The sequence below is a fragment of the Streptomyces sp. NPDC034084 genome, from assembly GCF_055575535.1.
On the sequence record NZ_JBVISK010000003.1, the window covers coordinates 556353 to 572808 of the forward strand.

General features: G+C 73.8%; 13 protein-coding genes and 1 pseudogene. 8 read left to right on the plus strand and 6 right to left on the minus strand.

Annotated elements, in window-relative coordinates; all coding sequences use genetic code 11:
• Both ACZ51I_RS13500 and ACZ51I_RS13505 read right to left on the minus strand, forming a co-directional pair.
• Positions 1–132 (minus strand): annotated as a pseudogene (locus tag ACZ51I_RS13500) (SAM-dependent methyltransferase); the annotation flags it as partial.
• A 67-nt stretch (positions 133–199) separates the two neighbouring features.
• Positions 200–1477 carry an FUSC family protein gene (locus ACZ51I_RS13505; protein WP_468874961.1) on the minus strand — a complete coding sequence of 426 codons (1278 nt, stop codon included), beginning with the start codon at positions 1475–1477 and terminating at the stop codon, positions 200–202.
• 166 nt (positions 1478–1643) lie between these two features.
• Here ACZ51I_RS13505 and ACZ51I_RS13510 point away from each other — a divergent pair, with 166 nt between their 5' ends.
• Complete coding sequence (locus tag ACZ51I_RS13510) at positions 1644–1958, plus strand: hypothetical protein (RefSeq protein WP_468874964.1); 315 nt, start codon at positions 1644–1646, stop codon at positions 1956–1958.
• A gap of 33 nt (positions 1959–1991) precedes the next feature.
• On the opposite strand, the gene ACZ51I_RS13515 is transcribed toward ACZ51I_RS13510, so the two are convergent.
• Complete coding sequence (locus ACZ51I_RS13515; protein ID WP_468874966.1) at positions 1992–3701, minus strand: serine/threonine-protein kinase; 1710 nt, start codon at positions 3699–3701, stop codon at positions 1992–1994.
• A 458-nt stretch (positions 3702–4159) separates the two neighbouring features.
• Here ACZ51I_RS13515 and ACZ51I_RS13520 point away from each other — a divergent pair, with 458 nt between their 5' ends.
• From ACZ51I_RS13520 to ACZ51I_RS13530, 3 genes are all read left to right on the plus strand, one after another.
• Entirely contained in the window at positions 4160–5383 is a 1224-nt protein-coding gene (locus ACZ51I_RS13520; RefSeq protein ID WP_468874968.1) for a sensor histidine kinase, read from the plus strand.
• A 33-nt stretch (positions 5384–5416) separates the two neighbouring features.
• On the plus strand, positions 5417–6106 hold the full coding sequence (locus ACZ51I_RS13525) for a response regulator (RefSeq protein WP_468874970.1): 690 nt from the start codon (positions 5417–5419) through the stop codon (positions 6104–6106).
• A 208-nt stretch (positions 6107–6314) separates the two neighbouring features.
• Positions 6315–8117: a thiamine pyrophosphate-requiring protein gene (locus ACZ51I_RS13530; protein WP_468874972.1), complete on the plus strand. Its 1803-nt coding sequence runs from the start codon at positions 6315–6317 to the stop codon at positions 8115–8117.
• Between the two features lie 33 nt (positions 8118–8150).
• On the opposite strand, the gene ACZ51I_RS13535 is transcribed toward ACZ51I_RS13530, so the two are convergent.
• A complete protein-coding gene (locus ACZ51I_RS13535) occupies positions 8151–9041 on the minus strand; it encodes a LysR family transcriptional regulator (RefSeq protein ID WP_468874974.1) in 891 nt (296 codons plus the stop codon).
• A gap of 106 nt (positions 9042–9147) precedes the next feature.
• On the opposite strand from ACZ51I_RS13535, the gene ACZ51I_RS13540 reads away from it, so the two are divergent.
• Together ACZ51I_RS13540 and ACZ51I_RS13545 are read left to right on the plus strand one after the other, a co-directional pair.
• Positions 9148–9525, plus strand: a complete 378-nt coding sequence (locus tag ACZ51I_RS13540) for a hypothetical protein (RefSeq protein ID WP_468874977.1) — start codon at positions 9148–9150, stop codon at positions 9523–9525.
• Positions 9518–11137 carry a multicopper oxidase family protein gene (locus ACZ51I_RS13545; RefSeq protein ID WP_468874979.1) on the plus strand — a complete coding sequence of 540 codons (1620 nt, stop codon included), beginning with the start codon at positions 9518–9520 and terminating at the stop codon, positions 11135–11137. Before ACZ51I_RS13540 ends, ACZ51I_RS13545 begins: the two co-directional genes overlap by 8 nt.
• Before the next feature lie 252 nt (positions 11138–11389).
• Here ACZ51I_RS13545 and ACZ51I_RS13550 read toward each other — a convergent pair whose 3' ends face one another.
• A complete protein-coding gene (locus tag ACZ51I_RS13550) occupies positions 11390–12712 on the minus strand; it encodes a phytase (protein WP_468874982.1) in 1323 nt (440 codons plus the stop codon).
• A gap of 273 nt (positions 12713–12985) precedes the next feature.
• On the opposite strand from ACZ51I_RS13550, the gene ACZ51I_RS13555 reads away from it, so the two are divergent.
• Positions 12986–13519, plus strand: coding sequence for a hypothetical protein (locus ACZ51I_RS13555; protein ID WP_468874985.1), 534 nt, complete (start codon positions 12986–12988; stop codon positions 13517–13519).
• A gap of 9 nt (positions 13520–13528) precedes the next feature.
• Here the strand turns inward: ACZ51I_RS13555 and thpR are convergent, their stop codons facing one another.
• A complete protein-coding gene (thpR, locus tag ACZ51I_RS13560; protein ID WP_468874987.1) occupies positions 13529–14146 on the minus strand; it encodes an RNA 2',3'-cyclic phosphodiesterase in 618 nt (205 codons plus the stop codon).
• A gap of 219 nt (positions 14147–14365) precedes the next feature.
• Here thpR and ACZ51I_RS13565 point away from each other — a divergent pair, with 219 nt between their 5' ends.
• Positions 14366–16405 carry a calcium-binding protein gene (locus tag ACZ51I_RS13565; protein WP_468874989.1) on the plus strand — a complete coding sequence of 680 codons (2040 nt, stop codon included), beginning with the start codon at positions 14366–14368 and terminating at the stop codon, positions 16403–16405.
• Positions 16406–16456 lie beyond the last annotated feature (51 nt).

Genomic DNA, 16456 nt, shown 5'->3' on the forward strand with positions numbered 1-16456 from the left:
CTACGCCGCCGGAACGGAGGGCCTGCGGGCCTCGATCAGGGTCCGCGCGGAGTGCGCCACGAACGGCCCCTCCGCGCGGACCCCCGTGTCCAGCTCCCGCAGGCGCGGCATCTGGTCCTCGACCGTGAACCCGGCACGGCTCCTTGCGGCCTCGCCGTCCCGCCCGGCCTCCCGGGGCCGGCCGGAACGGCCCCCGCGGTCATGACGTACGGCGCGCCCGGGCCGCGAAGGAGGTGACGCGGCGCCGCCGCTCCGCACGCTCCCGCGTGTGCCGGTCCAGTTCCTCCAGGAGGCGGCGGCCGCGGTGGTCGGGATCGAGTTCGTCCAGGACGCGGTCGATCTCGGCGAGCAGCGCGCCGTAGAGCTGCCAGCGCCGCGGATCGTGCGCCGCCTCGCTCTCCAGCAGCCCGGCGGTGTGGTCACGGGCGACGCGGGCCGCCGCCAGGTCCTCGCCGAGCCGGTCCTCCGCCGTCTCCGCGCCCGCGCTCGAATGCGAGGTGACGAGGTCGGCGAAGCTCACGAGGGTGTCCGCGAGGTGCCGCAGCGTCTCCCGCAGGGCGAGACCGGTCTCGCGGCGTACGAGCGCGGCTCCGTCCCGTTCCTTCGCGAGGTCCGTCAGGGAACGGGCGAGGACGCGCAGCACGACGGCGCAGATCTCCAGGGTGTCGAGTCCGGTGCGCAGCACGATCCTGTGCAGCAGGCCCTCCTTCACGCGCGGGTTCAGCCGGAGGCTGTCCTCCGCCTGCCGGAGCGCCCCGTCGACATCGGCGACGTCGTTGTCCAGGCGCCGTGCCTCGTGCAGCCGCGCCGCGGCCCGCTCCACGGAGGCGAGGGGCGGGGCCGCCTCCGGCACCGGGGCCGGCTCCGGCCGCGCGTCCGGGTCGGCGAGCTCCTCCCCGATGTCCAGGAGCAACCGGCGCATCCGGCGGGCCAGGTCCCCGATCGAGTCCCCGGCGGTGTCCACCCAGACCGGCGGGACGAGTACGACGTTGAAGAGCAGGCCCACGACCGCGCCGATCAGCGTCTCCAGGACCCGGTCCCACGCGGTGTCGGCGACCTGCGTGACACCGAGGACCAGCATCGCGCTGATCGCCACCTCGGGGACGAACTCCTCCACCCGCACGAACCGGCCGACGACGAGCGACGCCAGGATGACGAGGGCGAGGCTCCACCAGGTGAGGCCGACGAGCGCGCTGAACGCGATGGCGATGAGCACGCCCACGACGACCGAGTTCACCCGCCGCAGGCTCGTCGTCAGCGTCGAGTACAGCGTGACCTGGACGACCAGCAGCGCCGTGAGCGGCGCGGTGAGCGGCGCCGGTTCCGTACTGAGCTGGAGGGCGACGACGTACGAGATCGTCGCCGCCGCGGTGGAACGCAGCGTCTGCACCACCGACGGGTCCCGGCCCCAGCGCTGCCACCACTTCCACCGGCGCCAGGGGCGCGGCAGGACGTGCGGCACGGAGCGGTGCGGCATGGTGTACTCCTCCTCCGGTCGTCGGTGCCCCGCCCTCCGCCGGGCGGGGACGTGCGGACGCGTGCCCGCCCCGACGCCATCGAATCGCGATGCTCCGTGCTCCCGCCCCCCGTGGCGCGCCGACGCGCCGGAGAACCGGCGAATCCTCCGGCCTTACCCTCGGCACATGACCGAGAACGAGATCCAGCTCAAGGCCATCGCCGCCCTCACGGCCCTGCGCGGTGGCGTAGGGACGGAGTACGTCTCCGGCCTGCTCGGCGAGGTCATCCCGACCCACTTCCTCGTCCCCGACAGCGAGGATCCCGCGGAGGTCGGTCTCGCCGTGCTGAACCAGCTCTCCGAACCGCTGAGCGCCCTGATCAACGGCTTCCTGCTGGCCTTCGAGACGGTCGCGGAGGCGTACGACCGGACGGACCCCGACGTCCCCACCGACGCGATCCTGCAGGCGCTGGCCCTGGGCATCGCGCGCGACCCCGAGTGACCCCGGCGATCGTCGTGGTCGGGACGGAGGACGTCACAGGCCGTCGATCCTCAGCCCGGCACGCGCCTTCGCCATGAGGTCGTCGAGGTTCCGGGCCGCGTTCTTCCCGCTGGGCACATCGACCCCCAGGGTGATGCGTTCCTGGTTGGAGGTGACGAGGATCAGGGTCTTGTACATCCGCCGCGGCGTGCCCTCGGTGGGGGCGCTGTACGTCTCGCTGATGACGGCCGCGTCGCGGCCCTGGTGGGTGGTGGATTCGACCGTGGTGACGGGCGCGGAACCGCCGGACGGCGGTACGGACGTCTCGTGTTCCCGCTTCCACCGTTCGGCGATCGCGCGGGGCGTCTCGGTCGCCTGCGCCTTCCGGTCCACCAGGATCCAGGTGTCGCCCTTGGGCGCGGTGTAGCGGGTGCCCCGGTAGGCGCCGTTCGTGCTGTTCAGATCGTCGGCGACGGTGATCTCCCAGTCGGCCGGTGCCGCGACGGACAGGTGCATCCGGTACTCCTCGTACCGCCTCCAGCCCTCGGGGGCATCGTCGTCGCCGCCGAGGAGGAGGACCGTCGCCGCGATCAGCGCGAGGACCGTCGCGGCGGCGGCCGCGATGCCGTAGCGGCTGCGGGCCAACCGCGCGAGGGGCGAGGCGGGCGGGGTGGCGGGCGGGGCCTCGGCCAGGACCGTGGGCGTGCGCACGGCCGCCGTGCGAGGCGGCGGGGCGGCGAGGGCGCGCAGCAGGGGACGGGCCGCCTGCGCGGTCGTACGGACTTCCGGCTCCCGCCGCAGCAGGCCGGTGATCAGGGTGGTCATCTCCGCCGAGTGCCGCGGCGGCGGCAGCTCGGCGAGGAGGACCGCCTGCAGGGTGGAGGGCGTCGTCCGGCGCCGGAACGGCGAGACGCCTTCGACCGCCTGATAGAGCATCACACCCAGCGACCACAGGTCGGACTCGGGGCCGGGACGCCGGCCCAGCACCCGCTCGGGGGCGAGGTACTCGGGAGAACCGATGAAGGCCCCGGTCTCGGTCAGCTTCTCCTCGCCCTCCACCAGGGCGATGCCGAAGTCGGTCAGGACGACCCGCTCGTGACGGCCGATCATCACGTTTCCGGGCTTGACGTCCCGGTGCAGCACGCCCGCCTCGTGCGCGGCGTGCAGGGCGTCAAGGACGGCGAGCCCGATCCTCGCCGCCTCCGGCGGTGCCAGCGTGCCCTCGTCCAGGACCTCGGCGAGGGACTTGCCGCGCAGCAGCTCCATCACGATCCACGGCCGGCCGTCCTCGGTCACCACGTCGTGGATGGTGACCACCGCGGGATGGTCGATCCGGGCCGCGGCGCGAGCCTCGCGCTCCATGCGGAGGAAGGCCGTCCGCCGTTCGGCCGCGGAGAGGTGCTCCGGGACCCTCGGCTCCTTGACGGCCACGTCACGTTCCACCACCTCGTCGCGGGCCCGCCACACCGTTCCCATCCCGCCGGAGCCGAGGCGTTCGAGCAGCCTGTACCGCCCACCGACCAGCCGTCCGGCCCCCGCCTCGGCACCGGCCGCGTCACCGGAGTTCGTACCGGCCCCTTCCCCGGCTCCCGTACCACCCGGCCTGCCCGCCGCTTCACCGGGTCGCGCCGGCCCGTCCGCCGCCCGGGTCTCCCGCTCGGCCGGCCCGGAGGGGTTCGCCGGGACGGGCGTCACGGGCCGGGGAGCCGGCACCGGTGGCCTCAGCCCGTAGCTGGTCGGTTCTTCGCCCCCGAGAGTCGACATCTGCCTGCGTACTTCCTTCCTCGTGCGGCGCCGCGGCGCGCTACCGGGCCCCCGCCCGACCCTAGGGGCCGGGACGCGGCGCGGTCGTCCTGTCGTGGAATGAACCGCGCCTGCAACCGGCGCGGTAGCGGCCGTACCCGTACACCCGGCGGGTACCGCGCGGGTTTACCCCGGCCCCCGGTACCGCCCCCGGATTCAACCCCCTGCGGGATGACGGGCCGTCGTCGAGTTCGTAGCGTCCTTCCCGTCGCACCCTGTGCGGCGACACCCCGGGGCGCCGGCGCCCGCACGGCGCTCCCGGGGCTCGACGGGGGCGCGGAGTGAGACCCGCGGGCATCGCGGGTCTCACTCCGCGGGCCGCACGGCGCGCCTCACCCCCGCGGCGGCCAGGGCCTACAACCTTCGCGGTATGACGTCGGGTTGACGCCCGCCCCAAGGCACCTGGCTAGGCTGCGGACATGCAGCTCCACCCCCTGCGCGGCCCCCTCGTCAACGCGCTCATAGGACTCGCGATGACAGGGCTGGCCCTCGTGCTGGGCCAGGAATCCGCCGCCCAGGGATGGCCGGCCCTCGACCCGGTCGGCTTCGCACTCGTCGTCCTGGTCAACCTCCCCGCCGTGGCACGGACGAGGTTCCCCACCTCCGTGTTCGCGATCAGCCAGTGCGGCTTCGCGGTGTACGTGGCCCTCGGGTACTGGCCCGTGGTGAACTCCCTGGCCACGCTCCTGGCGACGTTCACGCTCGCCGCGTACCGTCCCGCCCGGATCTCGGTGCCCGGCGCGACGGTGACCGGACTGTCCTGGCTCGGCGCCGGTGTCCTCGAACGGGTGAACGGAGGCCACGGCTCGCTCGCGTCCGTCGTAGGCCAGGCCGTGGTCTTCCCCGCCGTGCTGTGGTGGTTCGGCGCACTGTCCCGCCGGGCCGACGAGCTGACCCGGCGGCTCGCCGCCGAACAGGAGGAGCGGGCCCGGCGGGAGGTCTCGGGCGAGCGGCGCAGGATCGCCCGCGAGCTCCACGACGTGGTGGCCCACCACATGGCGGTCATCTCCGTGCAGGCGGGCCTCGCACGCTTCGTCTTCGAGAGCGACCCGCCCACGGCGCGCGGCGCTCTCGACACCATCGCGGACACCGGCGCCGAAGCGCTCGACGAACTCCGCCGCATGCTGCTGCTCCTGCGGGAGGGCCCCGAGCCGGGGACGCGGGACCGTCCCATGCCCGGCCTGGCGCGGCTGGACGAACTCGTCGGCCGCGTACGCGCCGGTGGCACGCCGGTCGAGCTGACGTTCACCGGCACGCCCCGTCCGCTCGGGCCCGGGGCCGACCTGTGCGCCTACCGCGTCGTGCAGGAATCCCTCACCAACGTCCTCAAACACGCGCCCGGAGCCACGGCCCGGGTCGTCGTCCGCTACGAACCGCACCATCTCGAAGTGGACGTCACCGACGACGGTGGTGGTCCGGATCCGGCCGGAATTCCGGCGGGAAGCGGCCACGGCTTGATCGGTATGCGCGAGCGCGTCAAGCTGTACGGCGGGCGGATCGACATCGGCCCGCGCGACGGCGAGGGCTTCGCGGTGCGCCTGACCCTGCCTCTCACGGCACGGGCCGGCGCACCGCCCGCCGCCGAACGTCGCGACGGCCCCGCTCCGGACGACCGGCTTCCCCCGGTGGTCCGGGAGGGCTGAGTCCGCCGCCAGCACAGGAGACGCAGCTCTCGCATGAGCCAGGTGATCAGGGTCCTCGTCGTCGACGACCAGTTCCTCATCCGCGCCGGCCTGGTCGGACTGCTGAAAGCGGCCCCGAACACCGAGGTGGTGGGAGAGGCCGCGGACGGTGAGGAAGCCGTCGCCCTCGCCGCACGGCTGCGCCCCGACGTCATCCTCATGGACGTCCGCATGCCCAACGGCACCGGGATCGAGGCCACGGCCCGCATCCTCGCGGAGGCCGCCGACCCGGCGCCCCGCGTCCTGATCCTCACCACGTTCGACCTGGACGAGTACGTCTACGGTGCGCTGCGCGTCGGCGCCTCCGGCTTCCTCCTGAAGGACTCCGGTCCCGAGCGCCTCCTGGCGGCCGTGGCCGCCGTCGCGGGCGGCGACCACCTCTTCGCCCCGAGCGTGACCCGGCGGCTCGTCGAAGCGTTCGCCCAGCGCGGCCTTCCCGCCGCGGAGGAGCCCGGCCGGACGGTCCCGCCTCCGGGCCTCGAGGTGCTGACCGGCCGGGAGCGAGAGGTCCTCGAACTGACCGGCAAGGGCATGTCGAACCGGCAGATCGCCGAGGAGCTGTACATCAGCGAGGCGACCGCCAAGACCCACCTCAACCGCACCATGAGCAAACTCGGCCTCGCCAGCCGCGCCCAGGCGGTCGTCCTCGCGTACGAGACCGGCCTCGTCGTACCGGGGGCCTGACCCCGCGTCCGACCCGGCTCGCGCTCCCTTCGCGAGACGTGCGAAACGTGAACGGGTGTTCTTTCCGCGGCACCGAGCGCGTAACGGGCCTGCGAGTGGATAAGCGGTTTCGGGAGAGGTCATAGTGCTCTGGCTGCGTATGCCCGCACATGCACCTTTCGCCGTCCGGTACGGCGCCTGACCCACCGCACCGCCCCCAAGGAGCCACATGTCCATGAAGGTGTCCGACTTCGTACTCCAGCGGCTGCGCGACTGGGACGTCGAGCACGTCTTCGCGTACGCCGGCGACGGGATCAACGGCCTGCTGGCGGCCTGGGGCCGCGCCGAGAACCGCCCCAGGTTCATCCAGTCCCGGCACGAGGAGATGTCGGCCTTCGAAGCCGTCGGCTACGCCAAGTTCTCCGGCAAGGTCGGCGTGTGCGCCGCCACCTCGGGGCCCGGTGCCATCCACCTGCTCAACGGCCTCTACGACGCCAAGCTCGACCACGTCCCCGTCGTCGCGATCGTCGGCCAGACCAACCGCAGCGCCATGGGAGGCTCCTACCAGCAGGAGGTCGACCTGCTGAGCCTGTACAAGGACGTCGCCTCCGCGTACTGCGAGATGGTCACCGTCCCCGAACAGCTGCCGAACGTGATCGACCGCGCGATGCGCACCGCGTACGCCCAGCGCACCGTCACCGCGGTCATCATCCCCGCCGACGTCCAGGAACTCGACTACTCGCCGCCCACCCACGCGTTCAAGATGGTTCCCTCCAGCCTCGGCGCCCCCTCCTACGCCCCGCTGCCCGCGCCCGCCGAACTGACCAGGGCCGCCGAGGTGCTCAACGCGGGCGAGAAGGTGGCAGTCCTGATCGGACAGGGAGCGCGCGGGGCCCGTGCCGAGGTCGAGGAACTCGCGGACCTCCTGGGCGCCGGTGTGGCCAAGGCGCTGCTCGGGAAGGACGCCCTGGCCGACGACCTGCCGTACGTCACCGGCTCCATCGGCCTGCTCGGCACCCGCCCGTCGTACGAGATGATGCGGGACTGCGACACCCTGCTGGTCATCGGCTCCAGCTTCCCGTACTCCCAGTTCCTGCCCGAGTTCGGCCAGGCGCGTGCCGTGCAGATCGACATCGACCCGTTCATGGTCGGGCTGCGCTACCCCTTCGAGGTCAACCTCGTGGGCGACGCCGCGGAGACCCTCAAGGCCCTGCTGCCGCAGCTGAAGCGGAAGAAGCACGGCTCCTGGCGCAAGAAGATCGAGAAGGACACGGCGCGCTGGTGGGAGGTGATGGAGCGGCGGGCCGCGGTCGAGGCGGACCCGATCAACCCCGAGTACGTCGTGCACGCCCTGGACGCCCTGATGCCCGAGGACGTCATGCTGGCCGCGGACTCCGGATCCTCGGCCAACTGGTACGCCCGGCACCTGCGCATGCGCGGTCTCATGCGCGGCTCGCTCTCGGGGACGCTGGCCACCATGGGGCCGGGCGTGCCGTACGTCATCGGCGCCAAGTTCGCCCACCCCGGCCGGCCGGCACTGGCCCTGGTGGGTGACGGCGCCATGCAGATGAACGGCATGGCCGAACTGATCACCGTCGCCAAGTACTGGCAGGACTGGCAGGACCCGAGGCTGGTCGTCGCCGTCCTCAACAACCAGGACCTCAACCAGGTCACCTGGGAGATGCGCGCCATGTCCGGCGCCCCGCAGTTCCTGCCCTCCCAGGCCCTTCCCGACGTGCGGTACGCGGACTTCGCCCGGTCCCTGGGTCTCGACGGCGTCCGGGTGGAGGAGCCCGGCGGCGTCGAGGCCGCCTGGCAGCGGGCGCTGGCCGCCGACCGTCCCTTCGTCATCGACTTCCGCACCGACCCCGCCGTACCGCCGATCCCGCCGCACGCCACCCTCGACCAGATCGAGGCCGCCGCCTCGGCCGTCCTCAAGGGGGACAGCGACCGCGGCGCCATGGTGCGTCAGGGCCTCAAGGCGAAGCTCCAGGAGATGCTGCCCGGCCACCGTCACCAGGACGAAGGCTGAGCGGAGAAGGGCGGTCGACCGACGGCGACGGGCTCAGACCGGGCCGGACGTCCAGTCCCAGCCGGTGAGCGCCGCGTGCATCAGGCGCGCGGCGCCCGTGCAACGGCTCCCGGGGTGCCGCAGCAGGGTGAGGGTACGCCGGCAGTCGGGGCCGTCGACGCGGACCCAGGCGACGGGGGTGCGGGTGGCGCTGCGCCGGGCCATCTCCGGGATGAGGCCGATGCCGAGCCCCGCCGCGACCAGAATCGCGGTGGCGCCCGGCTCGTCGCCCTCGCAGACGATCCTCGGCGGCGCCAGACCGTTCCCGGCGAAGAGCCGGTCGAGAAGCCGGCGCTGCCAGTGTCCCGTGCGGGTGGAGACGAAGGGCTCGGCGGCGAGCTCACCGACCGTCACCGAGGAGCGGTCCGCCAGGGGGTGGCCCGGCGGAGCCACCACCCACACCTCCTCGTCGAGCAGCCGCACCGCTTCGAGGCCCTCGGGCGGGAAGGGCTGCGAGGCGACGCAGAGGTCCACCTCCTGGGTGCGCAGGCAGCGGGCCATCTCCTCGGCGGCCATCTGGTGGAGTTCGACCTCGACGGCGGGATGCGCCCGTTTGAACGCCCCGAGAGGACCGGTCAGGGTCAGGAAGGTCTCCGAGGCCAGCCGTACGGTGCCGAACTCCCCGCTCGTGATGGAGGTGACCGCCCGGCGCCCCGCGTCGAGCTCCCCCAGAGAGCGCTCGACATGCCGGAGGAAGACCTTCCCGGCCTCGTTCAGCCGGAGCCGCCCCGCCCGGTCGAACAGCGGCGCGCCCAGCTCACCCTCCAGGCGCGCGATGGTCCGGCTCAACGACGGCTGGGCCACGTGGAGTTCCTCGGCGGCGCGGCTGAGGTGCTCGAGCCGGGCCACGACGACGAACTGCCGCAGTGCGTGGAGATCCATCATGCCCCCAGGGACATAGCCCCATAGCGATATTGATCTTGGACAGGATAATGCCCCGGTCATAGCGTCGTGAGCGTTCCCGCACCGACAACAAGGAGGAGGGCATGACATGTTGAGGGGCGTGTGGCGAACCGTCGTCACGGCGCACGTGGTGGCGGTCTTCGGCCAGCCGGTGTTCGCCGGTGTCTATCTGAGCGGCGACTTCGACGGACTGGGCATGCACGGGGCGGGCGCCGACGTCGTCACCTCGCTCTGCCTCGTACAGCTCGGCGTCGCGGCGGTGGTCTGGGCGCGGCTGCGCCGGTCCTGGCCGTTCTTCGTCACCCTCGCGCTCGCGGTCGCCGAGACCGTGCAGTACTTCGCCGGGACGGCCGGGGTGCTGTGGCTGCACATCCCCCTGGGCGTGTTCACCGTCGCCGCCGTCGTCGTGCTGTTCGCCGCGGTCTGGCTGCGGCCGTCGCGCCCCCGGGAGGCCGTCGATGCCTGACCTGACGAGGCGCCGGGTCCTGGCCGTCGGCGGAGCGCTCGGCGCCCTGGCGGCGGGCGGTCTGACGGCCGCGGCCGGCCTGTCGAGCCGTCCCGCGACCACCGGCGCCGCACTGCGCAGCGCCGTACCGCTGCCGCCCCCCTTCCAGGTGCCGCTGCCCCTCCCCGCCGTCCTCGAGCCGGTCGCCACGTCCGGCGGCGCGGACCGCTATGAGATCGTCCAGCGCGAGGCGACGGCGGAGATCCTGCCCGGGGTCAGGACGCGGCTGTGGACGTACGGCGGATCCTTCCCGGGCCCCACGATCGAGTCGCGGCGCGGCCGGCCGGTCACCGTGACGCACCGCAACGAGCTGCCCGTGCCGACCGTCGTCCACCTGCACGGCGGCCGCACCCCGGCCCACTCGGACGGCTACCCGACGGACCTCGTCACACCGGCGGGCTGGGCGCCGGCGGCAGCGCACGGCGGCCACCCGGGTGGTGCCGGTGACACGGGGCACGCCCCCGGTCACGCCATGCACGACCCCCGGGCCGTGACGACCGAACTGACCCGGGACTACACCTTCCCGCTCGACCAGCGCCCCGCGCTGCTCTGGTACCACGACCACCGGATGGACTTCACCGCCCCGGCGATCTGGCGCGGCCTCGCCGGGCTGCACATCGTCCGCGACCCCGCCGAGGAGTCCCTCGGCCTGCCCGCCGGGCCGCGCGAACTGCCCCTGATGATCGCGGACCGCGCCTTCGCCGCCGACGGCAGTCTCGACTACCCGTCCCTCGACCCCACCCTGCGCGGCCGCCCGGGTGTCCGCGAGCCGTACGTCGCCGGGGTCCTCGGCGACGTGATCCTCGTCAACGGCGCCCCCTGGCCCGTCCACGAGGTCGACGCGGCCCGCTGCCGCCTGCGCCTCCTGAACGCGTCGAACGCCCGGCACTACGAACTGGAATGGGTCGACGGCGACGGCAGGCGGCTCCCCGTCGTCCAGATCGGTTCCGACCAGGGCCTGCTCGCCTCGCCGGTCATCCTCTCCAGCCTGCCCGTCGCCCCGGCCGAACGCTACGACGTGGTCGTCGACTTCGCGCACGTCCCGGTCGGGGGGCTCGTCCGCCTCGTCAACCGCCTGGGCTCCGGTCGTACGAGGGAGGTGATGGCCTTCAGGGTCGCCCGCAAGGCCACCGACACCAGCAGGATTCCCCGTACCCTCTCCACCGACCTCCCGGCCTGGCGCCGCTCGGACGCCGTCCGGGTGCGCGACTTCTCCTTCCGGGCCGGACGCGTGGGCGAGGACGACCGGCACGGCTGGCTGATCGGCGGCCTCCCCTTCGACCCGGCCCGTACGGACGTCACTGTCCGGCTCGGCGACGTGGAGGTCTGGCGGCTGGTCGCCGACGTGCACCACCCCGTCCACCTCCACCTGACCGGCTTCCGCATCCTCTCCCGGGGTGGCGGGCAACCCCTGCCCCACGATGCGGGCCTGAAGGACACCGTCTCCCTGCGCCCCGGTGAGTCGGCCGAGATCATCACCCGCTTCGACGGCTATCGGGGCCGCTACCTCTTCCACTGCCACAACGCCGAACACGAGGACATGGGCATGATGGCCAACCTGGAGGTGACGTAGCGGGCTCACGCCCCAGCGGCCTCGCCCTGCGTGGGCGCCGCGGGCCGGATGGTGCCGTCCTCGCCGAGGGGCGGGTGGAGGACGCTAGGGGTCCGGCTCCACCGGAACCCCCACCACCACCGGCTCCCCGACCGGCTCCGCACTCTCCTGGCTCATGCGCCCATCGTGGCGGCGCTCGTGTGTCTCCATCACGTTTCACGTACCAGGACCGTGCGGAACCGGTCGTCCGCGTGCCCGTCCGGGGCACGCGGGTCAGTCGTCGAGGGCGTCCAGGACCGTGCCCAGATCGACGAACTTGAAGTCGGTCGACGGGCGGTCGCCGTCACCGGGGGAGTCGTGGCCGTCCTGGACGACGAGCAGCCCGTTCGGGTACGCGGAGCCGAGCGGCGCGTTCAGGGCCGCCGCGCCGTCGCACTCCTCGGAGCCGTCCAGCGCCCCGCCCGCGGCCGCGACCCGGAAGCCGCCCTCGTACTCGTTGTCGTCCTCGACCTCGCGGTCGTAGGCGGCGAAGGTGTTGTCACCCTGGCTGGAGGCAAGGAGGTAGCCGTCGCCGTCCGGTTCGGTGACCAGCGTCAGGCCCTCGACGTCCGCGGTGACCTTCGTGCCGCCGAAACCGGGGTCGGCGCCCGGCGTGCACTCCTCGGTCTCCTCGTCGTAGACCCCGGGGACGCCGTACTCGCGCACCTTGTCCACCAGTTGAGGCGTGCCGGTGAGGTCGGCGCGCAGGCGCCAGATGCCGATGTCCTCCTGCCCGGCGTAGAGCGTGCCGTCGGCCGGGTCGACGACCATGCCCTCGACCTGCGGCAGTTCGCCGGGCTCGGCGCAGGGAGACCACGAGGTGCCGTCGGGCAGCCGGAAGGAGGAGGGCAGGTCCAGCGTGCGGACCTTGCGGTACGTGACCTTGCCGCCGGCGGCGGGGAGCAGCTCCAGAAGGGCGATGCTGGTGCGCTCGCGGCGGCTGACCAGGGCGTAGGACTTCCCGGACGCCGGGTCCGTCCACGTCGCCAGGCCGTAGGCGGTCCGCTGCTCGTCGACCTCGGCCTGGTCCCGGGAGAACACGGCCGGCGCCGCAGGGTCGGTGACGTCGGTGAGCGGGCCGCCGGCACGGTCACGGTCGATGCGGTAGAAGCGCAGCCGGTCGTTGCCGCGGTCGCTCGTGACGGCCAGATCGGCGCGGCCGGAGGACAGGCGCAGCCCCTGGACGAGGTCCACGTTGTTGAACCGGCCCGGGGCGTGGTCCGGCCCGGCGGCCGGCGGCGCGGCTATCGACTGCACCGGCCGCGCGTCCAGGTCGTAGACACGCAGGCCGCCCTCCTTGGCGGTCGCGATGACGAGGCTGCGGCCGGGGGCGGCGGCGTTGCGCCAGATGGCGGGGTCGTCCGCGTCCGCGTTGCCGCCCGCCTCGTCGTCGTGCAGCGCCGGCGTCTCCGAGCGCGGGGTGACGACGGGCAGCGAGCCACCCGCGGAACGGTGGTGCCCCTGTGCCTCGGCCTGGGCCGGCACGGCCAGCGCCGCCGCGGCGAGGGCCGTGCTCAGGGCCAGTACGGTCGAACGGGCGGTGGTGGAGCGCGTCACGCGAGTCTCCTCGTACGGGGGGTGCTTGGTCCCGCGTGAGCGTGGTCGGCCTCCGTGTCGGCACGGCAGCCGCCGGGAGGCGGGTAACCCCACGTCTGGGTGTACGTCCGATGAACGACCCCTCCGAACCCGGACCGCCCGCAGGTGAGTCGGGGGTCTCGCGGGACGCGCGGCCGGCTCCGCCCCGTCCACGTACGGCGGCTGTTCACTCGTCACGGTGGACTCGGGCCGAGCCGCCACCCCGCCCCTCGGGGCTCGGGCACCGTGACTCCCATGCCCGCCCGCCGCACGACGTTCCTCCTGCTCATCGCGCTCCTCACCACCGGGTGCGTGGCCGTCCCGCACGGCTCGGCCCCGGCCCCGCCGGCCCGTTCCGGCGCACTCGCCCCGGCCGCGGACCGGCCGCCCGCCCCGCTTCCCACCTGGCCGGTGCCCACGGAGCCCGCGCCGCGCGAGGCGCTCACCGCCACCGACCCCCGCCCGGCTCCCCGGCCGACCCCGGCCCCCGGCCGGAAGGCCGGCGGTGCGGCCGCAGAGGCATCCGCCGCCCGCCGCCCGCACGCTCAGCGAGCGGCCCCGAACCACCCGCACACCTCGGTGGACAAGCCCAGGAAGCCCGCGAGCAGGAGGCCGCCCGGTGCGAGGACCACCCTCCGCTCCCCGCAGCGGAACCGGCCCGCCCCCGCCCGGCCGCGACCGCGGACGGACGTCCGGACGCCCGAGATGCGTCACCTCTGCCGCCAGGCCGAGGACATCCAGGCCCCGATGGGCGCCGCCGACCTCTGCCGCACGTTCTACGGCAGCTGATCCCGACGGTCACCGCCCGGCGAAGGCCCAGGACTCGATGTCGCGATAACGGATCGGGCCCGGTCCGCGGCCGAAGTCGCTGCCGACGAGGTGGAGGCGCTGGGCGGGCCATCGGCGGCCGGTGAACCCGGCGAGCCCGGCGGCGGCCTCCCCTACGGACGCCGGATCGTCGCGGCGGGCACGGGCGAGCGTCAGGTGCGGACGCAGCGGCCGGTCCTCGAAGGGGATCCCGCACCCCTTGACGACGGCCCGCACCTCGGCGGCGACCTCGTGCAGCGCGTCGAGCTCGCCGTCGACCCCGCTCCACAGCACCCGGTCGTCGAAGTGCCCGCCGCCGCGCAGCGCCAGCTCCACGGGCCGGCGCGCGGCCGCGAGCTCCGCCAGCGGCGCCCGGAGGAGGGGGACGATCGCCACCGGCAGCTCCCCGAGGAACGCCAGGGTGATGTGCCAGTCCTCGATCCGGTTCCACCGCATGCGCGGGTACGCCTCGTACGCGGGGCGCAGCGCGCGCTCCAGTTCCCCCTTGGCGTCGTCCGGCGGGGCGAGCGCGACGAACACCCGTACGGTCGCGGCCCGCGTCCCGCCGTCCTCACCGGACTCCGTACCCCGCCCGGGCGCCTCGGCCATCTTCCGTTCCCTGCCCACCCTCTGCCCCCTGTCCCACACCTTTCGGAGGCGAGGGTACGCGGTGCCTGGACCCGGCGCGCCCCGCGCGCTCCTCCGCCGGGGTGGTCCCCGGGGGCCAGTGGAGGGCAGTGGGGCCCGGTCCGCGCTACCACGGAACGATCCGGTACGAAGCTGGGCGCTGCTCCCTGTTCACCTGCGAAGACGGAGGATCGTCCACCCATGACCCACGCACTTCTCAGACCGGCGGCTCGGCGCCGCGGGCCCGGCGGAAGGGGCGGGGCCCCGGCCGCGCTCGGGCTCGCGCTCGTCCTCGCCCTGCCCGGCACGGCGTTCGCCGCCCCCGGCGACCTGGACCCGACCTTCGGGTCCGGCGGCCGGGTGACGACTCCCATCACGGGGTACGCGGAGGGTCACGACATCGCCCGGCAGGCCGACGGAAAGCTGGTCGTGGTGGGGACGAGCGAGGCCGGCTTCGCGCTCGCCCGCTACGACACCGACGGCAGCCTCGACCCCACCTTCCAGGGCGACGGCATCGTGAGCAGCGACTTCGGCGGCGGCAGCCACTCGGCGAACGCCGTCGCGATCCAGCCGTCGGACGGCAAGATCGTCGTGGCGGGCACCACCGAGGTGATCGCGGAGGAGGGCGGAGGCTGCTGCTTCTTCTCCGTGGCCCGCTACAACACCGACGGCAGCCTGGACACCGGCTTCGGCGACGGCGGCCTGGTACGGATCGACGAGTTCGGCGGCTCCGCCGACGGCGCCGACGTCGCCGTCCAGCCCGACGGCCGGATCGTCGCCGTGGGCAAGGGCGCCGGCAGCGGATTCGCGCTCGTCCGTCTCCTCGCCGGCGGCAGCCTCGACCCCAGCCTCGGCGGCGACGGGGCCGTGGTCGCGGGCTTCACGCCCACCTCGCCCCAGGACGCCGGAGGCATCGCCCGGGGCATGGCCCTCCAGCCCGACGGCAAGATCGTCTCCGTCGGCTACGTGGGCAGCACCGCCTTCGACATCGGCGTGGCCCGCTACAACAGCAACGGCACCCTCGACACCACGTTCAGCGGCGACGGCATGGTCACCGCCGACTTCGGGGGCACCGAGTTCGGCAACGCCGTGGCGGTCCAGCCCGACGGCAAGATCGTCGCCGCGGGCGCCGGCGGCGCCGGCTACGCCCTGCTCCGCTACAACGCCGACGGCAGCCCCGACGCCGACTTCGGCACGGCCGGCCGCACCTCCGTCGCCTCCCCGGGCGACGGCGGCGTCGCGTACGCCATGGCGCTCCAGCAGAACGGCAAGATCGTGCTCGCCGGCCGCGCCGACGACCCGAACAGCGCCGAGGCCAACGACTTCGGCCTGGTCCGCTTCCAGCCGAACGGCACCGTCGACACCGGCTTCGGCGGCGACGGCTTCCTGGTCACCGGCTTCAACGACTTCGACGAGGCCCGCGGGGTGCTCGTCCAGCCCGACGGCAAGATCGTCGCGGCCGGCTACGGGGCGGGCTTCGCCTTCGCCCTCGCCCGCTACCAGGGCGGCGACGGCACGCCTCCGCCCACGCCCTACGCCGACCTGTCGGTGACGAAGTCCGGCACCACCACCCTGAGCATCGGCGACCGCGCCACCTACACGGTGACCGTCACCAACGCGGCGTCCTCCACCACCACCGCGACCGGCGTCACGCTCACCGACACGCTCACCGGCACCGGCGCGACCCTCATCTCCGCGGTCCCCGCGCAGGGCACCTGCACGACCACCGCGACGGGCGCCACCTGCGCCCTCGGCTCCCTCGCCCCCGGCGCCGCCGCGAGGGTCACGGTGACGGCCGAACCCCGTGCCACCGGCACCCTCACCAACACGGCGAGCGTCAGCGCCGCCCAGCCGGACCCGGTGAGCCCCGGGAACTCGGCCACCGCGACCACCTCGGTGAACAACGCCCGCGGTTGCACGATCATCGGCACCAGCGGTGCGGACTCCCTGACCGGGGGCTTTTCCAACGACGTCATCTGCGGGCTCGGCGGCAACGACACCATCAGCGCCGGCTACGGCAACGACACGGTGTACGGCGACTACGGCAACGACAACCTCGACGGCGGCTTCGGCGACGACATCATGAACGGCGGCCCGGGCAACGACACCCTGACCGGCTACTACGGCAACGACCGCCTCACCACCACCGACGGCCTCGCCGGCAACGACACCGCCAACGGCGGTATGGGCACCGACACCTGCACCACCGACCCGGGCGACATCCGCGTCAGCTGCCCCTGATTCCCCATCCCCCCGGTGCCGTCGGCGCGACCCGCGCCGACGGCACTCGTC